This window comes from Aeromonas enteropelogenes (assembly GCF_020097295.1).
Classification (GTDB): Bacteria; Pseudomonadota; Gammaproteobacteria; order Enterobacterales; family Aeromonadaceae; genus Aeromonas; species Aeromonas enteropelogenes.
Genome location: NZ_CP083625.1, coordinates 2,735,048 through 2,747,739, shown reverse-complemented (window position 1 = coordinate 2,747,739; position 12,692 = coordinate 2,735,048). Strand labels below are relative to the sequence as shown.

Annotated in this window: 13 protein-coding genes; 10 read left to right on the top strand and 3 right to left on the bottom strand. The window is 61.6% G+C overall.

Annotation, left to right across the window (positions count from 1 at the left end; genetic code table 11):
* Nucleotides 1-109 precede the first annotated feature (109 nt).
* Both bioA and LA321_RS13000 read left to right on the top strand, forming a co-directional pair.
* Nucleotides 110-1,384 carry an adenosylmethionine--8-amino-7-oxononanoate transaminase gene (gene bioA / locus LA321_RS13005; protein ID WP_042072052.1) on the top strand — a complete coding sequence of 425 codons (1,275 nt, stop codon included), beginning with the start codon at nucleotides 110-112 and terminating at the stop codon, nucleotides 1,382-1,384.
* A 142-nt stretch (nucleotides 1,385-1,526) separates the two neighbouring features.
* A complete protein-coding gene (locus tag LA321_RS13000; protein WP_042072053.1) occupies nucleotides 1,527-2,342 on the top strand; it encodes a HAMP domain-containing protein in 816 nt (271 codons plus the stop codon).
* Here the strand turns inward: LA321_RS13000 and LA321_RS12995 are convergent.
* Nucleotides 2,339-2,683, bottom strand: a complete 345-nt coding sequence (locus LA321_RS12995) for a hypothetical protein (protein WP_042072055.1) — start codon at nucleotides 2,681-2,683, stop codon at nucleotides 2,339-2,341. The two genes, LA321_RS13000 and LA321_RS12995, sit on opposite strands and share 4 nt — an antisense overlap.
* A gap of 188 nt (nucleotides 2,684-2,871) precedes the next feature.
* Between LA321_RS12995 and asnS the strand changes: the two genes are divergently transcribed.
* The 3 genes from asnS to LA321_RS12980 all read left to right on the top strand — a co-directional run bounded on the left by asnS (nucleotide 2,872) and on the right by LA321_RS12980 (nucleotide 6,763).
* Nucleotides 2,872-4,272 carry an asparagine--tRNA ligase gene (asnS, locus tag LA321_RS12990; protein ID WP_042025569.1) on the top strand — a complete coding sequence of 467 codons (1,401 nt, stop codon included), beginning with the start codon at nucleotides 2,872-2,874 and terminating at the stop codon, nucleotides 4,270-4,272.
* Between the two features lie 365 nt (nucleotides 4,273-4,637).
* Nucleotides 4,638-5,981 (top strand): anaerobic C4-dicarboxylate transporter, encoded by a 1,344-nt coding sequence (locus LA321_RS12985; RefSeq protein WP_042025567.1) that lies wholly within the window; start codon nucleotides 4,638-4,640, stop codon nucleotides 5,979-5,981.
* 125 nt (nucleotides 5,982-6,106) lie between these two features.
* Nucleotides 6,107-6,763 (top strand): Dph6-related ATP pyrophosphatase, encoded by a 657-nt coding sequence (locus LA321_RS12980; protein WP_042072056.1) that lies wholly within the window; start codon nucleotides 6,107-6,109, stop codon nucleotides 6,761-6,763.
* 77 nt (nucleotides 6,764-6,840) lie between these two features.
* On the opposite strand, the gene LA321_RS12975 is transcribed toward LA321_RS12980, so the two are convergent.
* Together LA321_RS12975 and dcuC are read right to left on the bottom strand one after the other, a co-directional pair.
* The gene (locus LA321_RS12975) at nucleotides 6,841-7,980 is read right to left on the bottom strand and encodes a M20 family metallopeptidase (protein WP_042072058.1); all 1,140 of its coding nucleotides are present in this window, start codon (nucleotides 7,978-7,980) and stop codon (nucleotides 6,841-6,843) included.
* Nucleotides 7,981-8,084: 104 nt separating this feature from the next.
* The gene (dcuC, locus tag LA321_RS12970; RefSeq protein ID WP_042028438.1) at nucleotides 8,085-9,461 is read right to left on the bottom strand and encodes a C4-dicarboxylate transporter DcuC; all 1,377 of its coding nucleotides are present in this window, start codon (nucleotides 9,459-9,461) and stop codon (nucleotides 8,085-8,087) included.
* A gap of 285 nt (nucleotides 9,462-9,746) precedes the next feature.
* Between dcuC and LA321_RS12965 the strand changes: the two genes are divergently transcribed.
* The 5 genes from LA321_RS12965 (at nucleotide 9,747) to LA321_RS12945 (ending at nucleotide 12,665) form a co-directional block, all read left to right on the top strand.
* The gene (locus LA321_RS12965; protein ID WP_042072059.1) at nucleotides 9,747-10,061 is read left to right on the top strand and encodes a hypothetical protein; all 315 of its coding nucleotides are present in this window, start codon (nucleotides 9,747-9,749) and stop codon (nucleotides 10,059-10,061) included.
* A gap of 218 nt (nucleotides 10,062-10,279) precedes the next feature.
* Nucleotides 10,280-10,630, top strand: coding sequence for an ArsC family reductase (locus LA321_RS12960; protein ID WP_042072061.1), 351 nt, complete (start codon nucleotides 10,280-10,282; stop codon nucleotides 10,628-10,630).
* Between the two features lie 22 nt (nucleotides 10,631-10,652).
* Nucleotides 10,653-11,780, top strand: coding sequence for a succinyl-diaminopimelate desuccinylase (gene dapE, locus LA321_RS12955; RefSeq protein ID WP_042072062.1), 1,128 nt, complete (start codon nucleotides 10,653-10,655; stop codon nucleotides 11,778-11,780).
* Between the two features lie 52 nt (nucleotides 11,781-11,832).
* The gene (locus LA321_RS12950) at nucleotides 11,833-12,522 is read left to right on the top strand and encodes a M15 family metallopeptidase (RefSeq protein ID WP_042072063.1); all 690 of its coding nucleotides are present in this window, start codon (nucleotides 11,833-11,835) and stop codon (nucleotides 12,520-12,522) included.
* The gene (locus LA321_RS12945) at nucleotides 12,519-12,665 is read left to right on the top strand and encodes a hypothetical protein (RefSeq protein ID WP_124240348.1); all 147 of its coding nucleotides are present in this window, start codon (nucleotides 12,519-12,521) and stop codon (nucleotides 12,663-12,665) included. The genes LA321_RS12950 and LA321_RS12945 overlap by 4 nt, the downstream gene beginning before the upstream one ends.
* Nucleotides 12,666-12,692 lie beyond the last annotated feature (27 nt).

The window sequence follows — 12,692 nt, the reverse complement described above, 5'->3', positions numbered from 1 at the left end:
GAGCAAAAGTGCGCGCAGGGCCAAGTGGCTGAAATTGTTGGCTAGTGTAGAGAGCAGGCGTAGACTGTCAACACCGACCAGATCCAACAAATTGACAACAGAACAACAAATGACCAACCAAGAATTCGACCTGCACCACGTCTGGCACCCCTATACCTCCCTCACCCATCCCCTGCCCTGCTATGAAGTGGCCAGCGCCAAGGGGGTGACCCTCACCCTCAGCGACGGCCGCGAACTGGTGGATGGCATGAGCTCCTGGTGGGCCTGCGTGCACGGCTATCAGGTGCCTGAGCTCGATGCGGCCGCCACCGCCCAGCTCGGCAAGATGTCCCACGTGATGTTTGGCGGCCTGACCCATGCCCCGGCGGTGGAGCTCTGTCGCAAACTGGTGGCGATCACCCCGGCCGGACTGGATCGGGTGTTTCTGGCAGATTCCGGCTCGGTGGCAGTGGAGGTGGCGCTCAAGATGGCCCAGCAGTACTGGCACGCCAGGGGCACGCCGCGTGCCAGGTTTGTCTCCCTGCGCGGCGGCTATCACGGCGACACCTTCGGCGCCATGAGCGTGTGCGATTCGGATGGCGGCATGCACGAGCTCTACCAGGGCTTCCTGCCCGAGCACTATTTCGTCCCGGCCCCCAGTTGTCGCTTTCACGCCGAGTGGGACGAGCAGTGCGTAGTGGAGCTGGCGACGCTTATGGCAGACACCCATGAGGAAATCGCCGCCATCGTGCTCGAACCCATAGTCCAGGGGGCGGGCGGCATGCGCTTCTACCACCCGCGCTATCTGCAGTGGGTGCGCGCCCTGTGCGACGAGTTCGGCGTGCTCTTGATTGCCGACGAGATTGCCACCGGCTTTGGCCGTACCGGCCAACTGTTTGCCTGCGACTGGGCCGGCATCAGCCCCGACATCATGTGTCTGGGCAAGGCGCTCACCGGGGGCTACCTCACCCTGTCGGCGACCCTGACCACCGAACATGTCGCCCGCACCATCTGCGACGGGAAAGCGGGGGTCTTCATGCACGGCCCCACCTTTATGGGCAATCCATTAGCGTGTGCGGTCGCCAATGCCTCCATCGAGCTGCTGCTGGCCTCGCCTTGGCAGGAGCGAGTGCGCGCCATCGAGCACCAACTGCGCACCGAATTGGTCGAGCTGACCCTGCACCCGGCGGTGGCGGACGTGCGGGTACTCGGCGCAATCGGCGTGGTGGAGATGAAGGAGCGGGTGGACGTGGCACGCATCCAGCGCAAGTTCGTGTCACTTGGGGCCTGGATCCGCCCCTTTGGCAAGCTCATCTACTTGATGCCGCCATTTGTCATCACTCCTGAAGAGCTCGGCGTGCTGACCCGCGCGATTCATGAGGCCATCCATCAGGGTGAGTATTGAGGCTGACGGACGAGCATCGCCATTTGTTGCATTGCAATGGCAACTTAATCTGAGTCCATTAGCCAGAATGTGAGCAAAACACCAGACCTGAGGCGCACGGGAGGGTAGACTGTACCGGTTTTACCATACAGATCGACTCTCCATGCGCCTCTCCATTGCTGCCAAAATCAACTTCTTCCTGCTGTTCATCTTCTCCATGGTGCTGGTCTTTTCCGCGGCCTATCAGGCGGTACGGGAGCGCGACCTCATCCTGACCCTGATCAAGGAGCAGAGCCGCGAGCAAACCGAAGCCTATTTCGACGGCCTCAACATGCTGATGCTGACCGGCAAGATGGATGCCCGCGATACCCTGCGCACCAAGTTTCTGGAGCACGCCCATGTGGAAGATGCCCGCATCGTGCGCGGCGAGGGGGTGAGCAAGCAGTATGGTTCCGGCTTCGAGAGCGAGCAGCCCAAAGACAGGTTCGATGAGCTGGCACTGGCGGGGAAAGGCAGTCTGGAGGTGGTACATGACGGCATGCACAGTCGGCTGGTGGTGACCCAACCGCTGCTGGCCAGAAAGGATTTTCGCGGCACAGACTGCACCAGTTGCCACCAGGTGGCGGAAAACAGCGTGCTGGGGGCGGTGCGCTTTGACTACTCCCTCGACTCCCTCTTTACCCGGGTCGAGCAGAACATCCTCACCTCGGCGCTGAGCCTCACCGTCATCTTCGGCCTGGGGCTCTTGCTCACCCTCTGGGTCATTCGCACCTGGATCGTTCGCCCCCTCAACCAGCTGACCCGCTCCATGGAGGAGGCCACCGATCTGCACGACTTCGGCCACCGCCTGGAGGGGGACGACGGTGACGAGATTGGCCGGGTGGCGCTCGCCTACAACCAGATGCTCGACAGCGTGGAGCGCCAGTTGGGCAAGCGCCCCAAGAAGCCGGACGAAGAGAACGACCGGGCAGCAGGCTAACCGACGTAATAAAAAAGCAGGCTGGCCAGCAAAATCAGCAGCAGGATGGCCAGATTGATATGACGGGCATCGTCCCGGCGCCGGCTGCGCTTGCGCTCCAGCAGCAAGACCCCCAGGGTGAGGGCGCAACATCCCCACAATCCGTACACCAGCCAGGGAGTCAACGCCGGCTCCCAGTAGTTTCGCACTTCAATGCCGCCATAGACCAGAAAGCCGTAGGCTATCTCGGGGCGAGCATAGTGATAGAGGGAGAGCAGCACGATAAAGCCCCCCCAGCAGAGCACCACCAGCCCTCGCAATACCCTGGTCAGCCAATCCGGCCCACGTCGTCGCTCTTTCACCCGCCTCTCCTGCGTTGATGACTCTCGTCTCGCGCAAAACATGCTGCAAACCCCAGCAGAGTCCGACATTTTTGCTTGTTTATCAAACCTGCACGGGTAAGATTAACGGCTTAGTCTGCCATGATGGGCCCTTGAATGCCCGGGCCAGACCCATAGCGCTGCAAGAACAAGCTGGAGACAATATTTCGATGACGCACGCATCCGTAGTAGATGTGCTGACCGGTAAACATGCGGTTGGCACCACCCTGACTGTACGAGGGTGGATCCGGACTCGCCGCGATTCCAAGGCGGGGATCTCATTTTTGGCCATTTCCGATGGCTCCTGTTTCCATCCGGTACAGGCCGTCGTTCCCAATACCCTGGCCAATTACGAGAATGAAGTGCTGCGTCTGACCACCGCCTGCTCCGTGGAAGTGACCGGCGTCGTTGCCGAATCCCAAGGCAGCGGCCAGGCGTTCGAGCTGCAGGCCACCGACGTCAAGGTGGTCGGCTGGGTCGAAGACCCGGACACCTACCCGATGGCCGCCAAGCGCCACAGCATCGAGTACCTGCGCGAGCAGGCCCACCTGCGTCCGCGCACCAACATCGTTGGCGCCGTGACCCGGGTGCGCAACAGCCTGGCACAGGCCATCCACCGCTTCTTCCACGAGCAGGGCTTCATCTGGGTTGCCACGCCGCTCATCACCGCCTCCGACACCGAAGGTGCCGGCGAGATGTTCCGCGTCTCCACCCTGGATCTGGAAAACCTGCCGCGTACCGACGCAGGCAAGGTGGACTACAACGAAGATTTCTTCGGCAAAGAGGCCTTCCTGACCGTATCCGGCCAGCTGAACGCCGAAACCTATGCCTGCGCCCTCTCCAAGGTCTACACCTTCGGGCCGACCTTCCGCGCCGAAAACTCCAACACCAGTCGTCACCTGGCCGAGTTCTGGATGGTCGAGCCGGAAGTGGCGTTCAACGATCTGGAAGATAACGCCGCCCTGGCCGAAGCCATGCTGAAGTATGTCTTCAACGCCGTGCTGACCGAGCGTCGCGACGATCTGGAGTTCTTCGCCCAGCACGTTGACAAGGACGCCATCGGCCGTCTGGAGCGCTTCGTCGCCTCCGACTTCGCCCAGATTGACTACACCGACGCCATCGAAGTGCTGAAAAACTGCGGCAAGAAGTTCGAGTTCCCGGTCTCCTGGGGTATCGATCTCTCCTCCGAGCACGAGCGCTATCTGGCCGAGGAGCACTTCAAGTCTCCGGTGGTGGTGAAAAACTACCCGAAAGACATCAAGGCCTTCTACATGCGTCTCAACGACGACGGCAAGACAGTTGCCGCCATGGACGTACTGGCCCCGGGCATCGGCGAGATCATCGGTGGCTCCCAGCGTGAAGAGCGTCTGGACGTGCTGGATGCCCGCCTGGCCGAGATGGGTCTGAACAAGGAAGACTACTGGTGGTATCGCGACCTGCGCCGCTACGGTACCGTGCCGCACTCCGGCTTTGGTCTGGGCTTCGAGCGTCTGGTGGTCTACGTGACCGGCATGGGCAACGTGCGCGACGTGATCCCCTTCCCGCGTACCCCACGCACCGCAGAGTTCTGATTACAGGCCTTTGTCGACAAAGCCGACCCCAGGGTCGGCTTTTTGCTATCTGCTTCTCCCCTCCCCGGCCGCTGGCCCCATCCTGTCCTTGGGTTTTGCAAGGTCGCACGGTATTTATCCACTTTCCGCCAGACCACAAGTGTCATACGTACCTGCTCCGGCACGGCAAAATGACAATTAAGTTAATACGTGGTTTTTAAGGCGTTAAATCAGAAAACGTCGACTTATTGAAGTATCTCAATTTTTTGCCCTTTTCCGGCGGGCAAAATACCGACTAACCCTTTAGGGCTAAATAAAAAACGGGCTATTCAGATCCATGAGCCCGACACAACTCAGGCATGGATTCAATTACACGAGGTAATGGAATGATCTTGATGGAATTTTTGGTAGTACTCGGCTGTTTGCTGCTGGGTACCCGCTTTGGGGGCATGGGACTCGGTCTCATCAGTGGTATCGGTCTGTTCCTGCTGACCTTCGTGTTTGGTCTGGTGCCGGGCGAGCCGCCGGTACAGGTGATGCTGACCATTCTGGCGGTGATCGGTTGTGCCGCTACCCTGCAGACCGCCGGCGGTCTCAACCTGATGATGCAGGTGGCAGAGCGCCTGCTGCGCCGCCACCCGCAATACATCACCATACTGGCTCCGCTCACCACCTGGACCCTCACCTTCCTGTGCGGTACCGGCCACGTGGTCTACACCATGTTCCCCATCATCGCCGACATCGCGCTGCAGAAGAACATCCGCCCCGAGCGTCCGATGGCGGTGGCTTCCGTTGCCTCCCAGATGGCCATCTGCGCCTCACCTGTCTCGGTGGCCGTGGTCTCCATGGTCTCCATCCTGGCGGCGGCCCACGGCATCGGCCAGGCCTATGGTCTGCTGGACATCCTGATGGTCGCCATCCCCTCCTCCCTGACCGGCGTCATCGTCGCCGCCCTCTGGAGCCTGCGTCGCGGCAAGGATCTGGACAAGGACGAGGAGTTCCAGGCCAAGATCCAGGATCCGGAACAGCGCGCCTTCATCTATGGCGGCGGTGAAACCCTGCTCAACACCAAGTTCCCGAAACAGGCCTACTGGTCGACCTGGATCTTCTTCGCCGCCATCGCCGCCGTGGTGATGCTGGGTGCCTATGAGGGTCTGCGTCCCGTCTTCACCATCAAGGAGAAGACAGGTCCCCTCTCCATGAACCTGGTGATCCAGATGATGATGCTGATCGCCGGCGCCTTCATCCTGATGGTCTGCAAGGTCAAGCCGGGCGAGATCTCCAACGGTGCCGTGTTCAAGGCCGGCATGGTCGCCATCTTCTCCGTGTTCGGGGTTGCCTGGATGAGCGAAACCTTCTTCCAGGCCCACATGCCGCTGCTCAAAGAGACCCTGGCCCACGTGGTGCAGGCCCAGCCCTGGACCTACGCCCTGGTGCTGTTCCTCATCTCCAAGCTGGTGAACAGCCAGGCCGCAGCCCTCACCGCCATCGCCCCCATGGGTCTGGCGCTGGGTGTCGAGCCCAAGCTGCTGATCGCCTTCCTGCCGGCCAGCTACGGCTACTTCGTGCTGCCGACCTATCCGAGCGATCTGGCCTGTATCGGTTTCGACCGCTCCGGCACCACTCGCATCGGCAAGTTCATCATCAACCACAGCTTCATCATCCCGGGTCTTATCGGGGTGATCACCTCCTGTACTCTGGGCTATATCCTGACCAGCATACTGCTGTAACCGGACACTCCCATCCCGCAAGCCCCCGTCATCGGGGGCTTGTCATTTTGGGCCCGTGCTGCTTTGCCAAGCAGTCGACGCCCTAGTAGCATGCTTTCTCTCTTTTTTCACCAAAATGGAACCCCATGTCTCGCGTCATCCTGCTCTGGAGCGGTGGCAAAGATGCCATGCAGGCCCTCTGTCATGCCCGTGAACAGGGCCATCAGGTGGTGGCACTGGTGACCTTTGCTCCGCCTTCGCCCCGCTTTCTCGCCCATCCACTGCATCAGATTCGCCGCCAGGCGGCCGCCCTCGCGCTCCCCCACCGGCTGGTCACCATCGAGGCACCGTTCGAGCGAGGCTATGAGAATGCGCTGGCCCAACTACGGCAGGAGTGGACCATCGATGGGGTGGTCACCGGCGATATCGACAGCGTGGGAGGTGCCAGCAACTGGATCCGCGAGCGCTGCCGCCCGCTCGGGATAACGGTTCATACCCCGCTCTGGCAACAATCCCGCGACGACTTGCTGGCGGATTTGCTGACCCGCGGGATAGTGGCACACCTCTCCTGCGTCGATACCAGCTTCCTGACGCCCGACTGGGTCGGCCGGGAGCTCGATGGCGAAACCATCGCCGAGTTGCAGCAGCTGGCCGCAAACCAAGGCTTCGATGCCTGCGGCGAACAGGGGGAGTTTCATACCATGGTGACCGATGGCCCCGGGTTCAGCGCCCCCGTGTGGCTCGGTCGCTGGCAGGTGGCGCAGGAGGGAGCCCTCGCCTACCTGGCCGAAGAGGAGGCGTGAGCCACGCCCTTCTGGCCAATCGCAGGGATAAAAAACGGGAGGCATCAGCCTCCCGTTTTCATGGTCCTTGCGCAGGGCTATTTGGCCAGCTTGCCCAGCACTCGCTGCAGCAGGCGAATGCGCGGCTCTATGCTGTCCAGCAGCAAAAACTCGGCCTCGGAGTGAAAACCGCCGCCCATGGGGCCAAAGCCATCCAGCGACGGCACTCCGGCCGCGGCGGTAAAGTTGGCATCCGAGCCGCCGCTCGCCTCCAGCCAGTTGAAAGGGATCCCCTCCTCTTTGGCCGCCGCCTCCACCAGTGCCATCAGCGCCTGGGTGTCGCCACTTGGGCGCATTGCTGGCTTGAAGGTCTGGCGATCCACCTCGACCCGGCAACCCGGCAGGAAGGGGTTCTTGGCCATAAAGCCGAGCCTGTCGTGCACGGCGGCCGCCTCTTCATTGCTCCAGAAACGCAGGTCGACGATGGCCTCGGCATAGTCCGGCACCACGTTGACCCCGGTGCCCCCCTGTACCACCCCGACGTTCATGGTAGTGCCCGTCTCCATGTTGACCTGCTGGTTGATGGCGAGCACCCAGTTGGCGAGCTCGGTGATGGCCGAGATTCCTTCTGCCAGCGCAGAGCCCGCATGGGAGGCCTTGCCATGGAAGGTGATCCGGTACTTGGCATTGCCCTTGCGGGCGCTGATGAGATCCCCGTTCGGGCGGGCCGCCTCAGCCACCAGCACGCAGGCGCTCTGGCGAGCCTTCTCCACCAGCCACGCTTTCGACCAGGGGGAACCAATCTCCTCATCGCAGTTGCAGCAGACCAGCACCCTGAGTTTGGCCAGCACCGCCGGGTCCATCCCCTTGAGGGCATACCAGAGGGAGAGCAGGCCGCTCTTCATGTCCGATACCCCGGGGCCAAAGGCCTGATTGCCCTCGATTTTCAGCGGCCGCTTGGCCGCCGTCCCCTCGGGGAAGACGGTATCCATGTGGCCAATCAGCATCACATCGTAGTGATCGGCGCCCGGCGCATTGGTGATCTCGAGACAGGGGCCACATTCGGCGGCGAACTGGTGACGGCGCACCTGCCAGCCGATGGACTCGAATTTCTCAGTCATGATGTCGGCGACCCTGGCCACTCCGGCCGGGGTGCGGGTGCCGCAATCCAGGTTGATGAGGGGGGCCAGATCCGCCAGATAGGTCTCAAGGGAAAAGGGTGTTTTTACATCGGTCATCATCTTCTCCATGCAACGGCCCCCATGAGGGGGCCATCGTCGGCAACAGAGTGAAAGAGGCGGGCAGCCTGGCTGCCCGCCTCGCCAATACCGTCAAAAAACCATTACATAAACAGCAGGTAGTTGAGTGTCAGGGCGGTGATCAGCGCCCCCGCCATGGGCACACTGGTGCGCTTCACCACCACGAAGGGCGACACCTTGGCGATGCCGGCACAGGCGATCACCACGGCCGCGATGGGGGAGATGCTGCGCCCGATACTGGAGGCCAGCTGCATCGGCAGCAACATGGTCACCGCCGGCACGCCAAACTTGGCCGCCACCGCGGGAGCCAGGGTAGAGAAGCTCAGGAAGGCCGCGTTGCCGGAGCCCATGATGACCGCCGCTACCATGATGAGGCCCACCATGACGAGGGTCATCAGACCACTGCCGATGCCGGCGTCGCTGGCAGAATGCAGCAGGGTGTCGATGGCACCGATGGCCTTGAGGGACTCGGCGAACAGCTCGGCGCAGACGATGAGCGCCACCACCGGGCCGAACACCTTGCCCATGCCGTCGAGGAAGCTCGACAGGCCGGCGAAGGAGGTACGCACCGAGCGCGAGCGCAGCAGCTCGCACAACATGCCGATGAAGACCGACAGCAGCATGGCCACTTCCACGCTCATCTTGATATCGCTCACCAGCAGCTTGGAGAAGGTCATCATCAGCACGAAGGGAATGATGGGCAGCAGGGCATACCAGGTCGGCGCCTTGACCTCGTCCGTTCCCTTCTCGTCCAGCTCGGCGTGCTCGCCGCGATGCAAGGCCGGATCCCAGCCATCTTTACGATCGCAGTGACGCTGCCAGAAGAAGTGCAGCACCATGGTCACCAGCAGCATGGGGGCCACCAACCAGATCTGGTAGTCGACGAAGTAACTGGTGGGATCCATGCCAGACTGGCCGGCCGAGAAGATGGCGTTGGTCTGGGTCGGGCCAATCTCGAACGCCTGGGAGGTGGCGATGACGCCGCAGGCGGAGGCCGGGCTGATGCCGAGGTTGCGCATCACCGGGTACATGGTGACCATCAAGAGCAGGCCAAGGCCGGTCGCCGAGGTGACGAACAGGGAGACGAACACCGCCACCAGGTAGCAGATGGCCAGCATCAGGTAGCTGGACTGAATGCCCGCCACCGGTTTGACCGCCACCCGCACCAGCGCCTGAGAGGCACCGATATGGGACATGTAGGTGGCAAAGCCGGCCACTGCCATGATGGTGAGGCCGAGGCCCGCCGCGCGGTAGGAGAAGATCCCCTTGAACACCTCGAACAGGTCGAACAGGGCGAAGCCTGTGCTCTTGTCGGCAGGCAGTATGGGGTGCAGTCCCAGCCAGTAGGCCAGGGTGAAAATGGCCATGCCCGCCAGCGCCAGCACGGCTTGCGGGTTGTAATCCTTGATGATGCCGTAAACCACGGCCACCAGGACGAACAGGACGAATAGAAGTTCCAACACAGACTCCTGACAGATTTATCGAAAAGCGAAATCTAGTGTGCCCTCTGCCAGCAGCCTTTGATCCCCATCAATAAAGGTGAACTCGCCGCCATTTAGCAGCATAATATGTCGGTCAGTTAACAAAATTTCGATATTTAAACTGATTCATGCATATTGCCTGAGATTATTCACGAATCGTGCGACATAACTGGTCTCTTTTTTGCGTTGGATCAACATCAGAGAGCCCTGAAGCCGCCAAGATGCGCATCGACACCTAGCGACCATTTCGCACCGGAGAGAGTTATGACAAGCCAAGCCACCGCAGAGACTTCAAGCTGCGACTACAAGCTGTGGGACATCCTCATCGAGTCTGCAAGGGAACGCACCACCATTCGCTACTCCAAACTGGCCAGACAGGCCGGGCTGGAACAGTGCCAGGACGAGCTGCGCACCCTGCTGCAGCGTATTCGCATGTACTGCACCGAAAACAATCTGCCGATCCTCTCCGCCATCGTGGTGGACGATGTGGGCAAATATACCGGCCTCTCCTCCAGTCTGCCGGATGCCCCCTGGGAACGTGCCCGGGTCTTTGATCACGAGTGGACCACGCTGCACTGATCCTGCCGCACCTTCCCTCCTCCAAAACGCGCCCGATGGCGCGTTTTGGATATCAGTCCCCTGGCTGCCCGCTATTTTCCGCTCTGCAACGGCCAACTGACGCTCCCCGGTGATTGCCTTGGGATCGCCACAATGCCAGAATCGTGCCTCTCCTTGATTTCCCGTATCGATCTCAAGTTTCCGATTTCAGGGCCCGTGCCCGCAGACAAGGACTCCCCATGGCCACCACCCTCTATGGCATCAAAAACTGCGACACCATCAAGAAAGCCCGCAAGTGGCTGGATGAGGCTGGCGTCGACTACCGCTTTCACGACCACAGGGCCGATGGCCTGGATCCGGCCGCGCTGGATGGCTGGCTCGCCAAACTCGGCTGGGAAGCCCTGCTCAACACCCGTGGCACCACCTTCCGCGCCCTGCCGGAAGAGGAGAAGCTGGGGCTCGACAACGACAAGGCCCGAGCCCTGCTGCTGGCGCACCCGGCGATGATCAAGCGTCCGTTGCTGGACTGCGACGGCGAACTGACCCTGGGGTTCAAGGCTGACCACTACCAATCCCTCTTCTCTCGTTAACCTCTGCTTTTAAGGAACACCGATGTCGGACGTCATCGCACTGGCCAAGGATCTGATCCGCCGCCCCTCCGTTACCCCGCTGGATGAAGGGTGCCAGACCCTGATGAGCGAACGCCTCGCTCGTCTTGGTTTTGTCATCGAACCCATGGTGTTCGAGGACACCACCAACCTGTGGGCACGGCGTGGCAGCGAAGGGCCGCTATTCTGTTTTGCCGGTCACACCGACGTGGTGCCGGCCGGGCCGCTCGATAAATGGCACACCCCGCCATTCGAGCCCACCATCCGGGATGGCGTGCTGTACGGGCGCGGCGCCGCCGACATGAAGGGGTCGCTGGCCGCCATGGTGGTGGCCACCGAGCGCTTCGTGGCCGAACATCCGGATCATCAGGGGTCGATTGCCTTTCTCATCACCTCAGATGAAGAGGGGCCCTTTATCAACGGCACTACCCGGGTAATCGACACCCTGGAGGCGCGTCAGGAGAAGATCACCTGGTGCATCGTCGGCGAGCCCTCCTCTACCAATCAGGTGGGCGACGTGGTGAAGAACGGCCGACGCGGCTCCATCACCGGCGATCTGCTGGTGCGCGGGGTGCAGGGCCACGTGGCCTATCCCCATCTGGCGGACAACCCGATCCACAAGGCGGCGCCAGCGCTGGCGGAACTTGCCGCCACCGTATGGGATGAGGGCAACGCCTACTTCCCCCCCACCAGCTTCCAGATCGCCAACATCCAGGCCGGCACCGGCGCCTCCAACGTCATTCCGGGAGAGCTGCACGTCCAGTTCAACTTCCGCTTCAGCACCGAACTCACCGACACGGATATCCGCGAGCGGGTCGAGGCGCTGCTGGACCGACACGGCCTCGACTATCAGCTCACGTGGACCCTCTCCGGCCAGCCCTTCCTCACCGACACCGGCGCCCTGCTTGAGGCGACCGTGGGCGCCATCGAGCAGGTCAACGGCCAGCAGCCGGCTCTGCTCACCACGGGGGGAACGTCTGATGGGCGCTTTATCGCCCCCACCGGGGCGGAAGTCATTGAGCTGGGTCCGGTCAACGCCACCATCCACAAGGTGAACGAGTGCGTGAAGGCCGAAGATCTGGATCTCCTGGCGGACATGTATCAAGGGGTACTGACGCGGTTGCTGGCGTGAACCCGGACCAGCAACGCTTTTCTCTTCCAAGACCCATCGGAGGGACTGTGATATGACCCAGGATCAACTGCTGGGGCTCGACGAGAGCCATCTTATCCTGATGGGGCGCGGGCCCCATCGCCTGACCGCCGCCACCGCAGCGGCCTTCAACGACATGCAGGTGGCAGCGGCCCACGACGGCTTCAACCTGCAGGCAGCCTCCAGCTGGCGCAGCTTCGAGCGCCAGCTCGCCATCTGGAACGGCAAGTGGCGCGGCGAGCGGCCGCTGCTGGATGCCGCCAGCCAGCCCATCGATGCCCTGCAACTGAGCGACGAGGAGCGGCTGCACGCCATCCTGCGCTGGAGCGCCCTGCCGGGCACCAGCCGCCATCACTGGGGCACGGATCTCGATATCTACGATCCGGACTGCTTGCCCGCCAATACCAGGCTGGCGCTGGAGCCCTGGGAGTACGAGGAGGAGGGCTGGTTTGCCGACCTGAGCGAATGGCTCGGCGAGCGGATGAACGATTTTGGCTTCTTCCTGCCGTATGACAAGCCGGTCGGGGCTGGCCAGGGCGTTGCCTATGAACCCTGGCATCTGAGTTTTGCCCCCGAATCGCGGGAGCTGCGCCTCGAACCGGATGCGCTGGCACTTTGCCTGCAACAGGCGGATATTGAAGGCAAGGAGACCATACTGGCCCATCTCGACGAGATCCTGGCCCGTTATGTGACTATCGAGAGTGACGAGAGGACGACATTATGAATTTATGGCTCTGGATAGGTTTGCCACTGCTCTTCCTGCTCGGGCTGTTTCTCAATGCCATCAAGGACATGAAACAGCTGGAAAAGCAGTTGCCCAAGTACAAGGACAAGATCCGCGAAGTGAAGGATGACGAGGACGACTGACTTCGCGAATAAACCCTGCCCGATGGA

Excerpts from the sequence above, each read along its gene's own strand:
- bioA (WP_042072052.1), top strand. The coding sequence starts at position 110 with ATGACCAACCAAGAATTCGACCTGCACCACGTCTGGCACCCCTATACC.
- LA321_RS13000 (WP_042072053.1), top strand. The coding sequence starts at position 1,527 with ATGCGCCTCTCCATTGCTGCCAAAATCAACTTCTTCCTGCTGTTCATC.
- asnS (WP_042025569.1), top strand. The coding sequence starts at position 2,872 with ATGACGCACGCATCCGTAGTAGATGTGCTGACCGGTAAACATGCGGTT.
- LA321_RS12985 (WP_042025567.1), top strand. The coding sequence starts at position 4,638 with ATGATCTTGATGGAATTTTTGGTAGTACTCGGCTGTTTGCTGCTGGGT.
- LA321_RS12980 (WP_042072056.1), top strand. The coding sequence starts at position 6,107 with ATGTCTCGCGTCATCCTGCTCTGGAGCGGTGGCAAAGATGCCATGCAG.
- LA321_RS12975 (WP_042072058.1), bottom strand. The coding sequence starts at position 7,980 with ATGACCGATGTAAAAACACCCTTTTCCCTTGAGACCTATCTGGCGGAT.
- LA321_RS12965 (WP_042072059.1), top strand. The coding sequence starts at position 9,747 with ATGACAAGCCAAGCCACCGCAGAGACTTCAAGCTGCGACTACAAGCTG.
- LA321_RS12960 (WP_042072061.1), top strand. The coding sequence starts at position 10,280 with ATGGCCACCACCCTCTATGGCATCAAAAACTGCGACACCATCAAGAAA.
- dapE (WP_042072062.1), top strand. The coding sequence starts at position 10,653 with ATGTCGGACGTCATCGCACTGGCCAAGGATCTGATCCGCCGCCCCTCC.
- LA321_RS12950 (WP_042072063.1), top strand. The coding sequence starts at position 11,833 with ATGACCCAGGATCAACTGCTGGGGCTCGACGAGAGCCATCTTATCCTG.
- LA321_RS12945 (WP_124240348.1), top strand. The coding sequence starts at position 12,519 with ATGAATTTATGGCTCTGGATAGGTTTGCCACTGCTCTTCCTGCTCGGG.